Below are 1,346 nucleotides of genomic sequence, written 5' to 3'. Positions count from 1 at the left end.
ACGGGCAGGCGCAGCAGACTGACAGGGCATCCCACGCTGGCCGTAAATTCCATGACCAATTCCACGCTGGCGCCGGGCGGTTCGGGTACCGAGCTGCCATTGCCAAGCCAATAGGGCGGCCGGTCCTGATCGGGATAGGCGAAGCGCACCGGCGCGCAGGCGCTGTGAGCTTGTGCGGTCAGGGCAAGGAGCAGGGCGGAAACGGCAATTCGGAATGACATCGGGAGTTCAATAGCGCATACTTGCCATTATTCTAAGCTATGTTTGGTAATAATTTAACTGGTTTAAGAAAGGGCGCCCATGGAGACCGGACATGTGGAGCATCTGCGCCAGGTACTTGTATGGCCGCTGCGGCTGATGCCGCGCGCAGGCGAGGAGCGGGCGCCCACCCAGCCCTGGGAGCTGCTGGCCGGCGGCGATGATGCCGCACCATGGCGTGAAGTGTCCAGCGCGCGTGACGCCGGCGCCTCGTTCCAGGAGCGCTATTACACGGAGTTCGTCAGCTTTCTGCCTTATGTGCAGCGCTTCCTGTTTGGCGTAGGCCATGTCGGCAGCGCCGCCGGGGAAGGGCACTTCACCGGCCAGCGCCGCATCTTCCGCCGCAAGGATATCCAGCAAGTGCGCGTGGTGCTGCGCAGCGGCGACGCGCCGCATACGCTGGAAGTCCACAACGTCTGCCTGCACTTCTTCTACGACGTGGACGTGGTGCTGCTGGTGATGGAAGTCGGCACCGAAGATTTGCCACTGGACACCGCGCAGGATCTGATCTACCGCTTTGGCCGCGCCTATCCGGCGGGCTGGGATGCCAACGGCCACGCGCTGCATTGCATGTATAGCGTGGAATGGCTGGACGGCGAAGGCAATGTGCTGTCTTCATCCGATGCGCAGGACAAGGAAGAATTCACCCGCCATGTTTGCGAGCACCATGCGCCGCGCATCGCCTCGCACTGGTGCCACGTGCTTTTCCCGCTGGTGCCGGAAGGCATGGATGCCGCCGCACCGCTGCAATTCCGTCTGGTGGAGTATTACCGCATGCCGATGATGGCCTATCTGGCCGTGCACCGGCCGGACCAGCTCAGTCCCGGCCAGTTCGCATCGCTGGGCATGGTGGCGGGAGCGCCGGCCACGCCAGGACAGGCGTCCGCCGAATTTGAACGCAGCTATTGCTACRACCGGTTCTGGTATGCGGGCGGCGCCGCACCCAATACGCGCTATCTGTGCACCGGCTATGCGCTGGTGGTGATTGGCGATGCGGCGTCGGACTTCTTCTGCTGCCGCGAGCGTGGCGTGCTGTCCCAGTTCCGCCACCAGCACTTCCTGCTGTTCATGATCGCGCACTTGCAGAA

At 63.1% G+C, this 1,346-nt stretch carries 2 pseudogenes; one reads left to right on the top strand and one right to left on the bottom strand.

Annotated elements, in window-relative coordinates:
• Positions 1-221: pseudogene (locus AB4Z11_RS31870) on the bottom strand (hypothetical protein); the annotation flags it as partial.
• A 79-nt stretch (positions 222-300) separates the two neighbouring features.
• Here AB4Z11_RS31870 and AB4Z11_RS31865 point away from each other — a divergent pair.
• A pseudogene (locus AB4Z11_RS31865) lies at positions 301-1,346 on the top strand (hypothetical protein); the annotation flags it as partial.

The sequence above is a fragment of the Pseudoduganella sp. RAF53_2 genome (genome assembly GCF_052113985.1).
GTDB lineage: Bacteria > Pseudomonadota > Gammaproteobacteria > Burkholderiales > Burkholderiaceae_D > Rugamonas.
The sequence above is the reverse complement of the archived record's forward strand: the minus strand, read 5'-3'. Positions and strand labels throughout refer to the sequence as shown.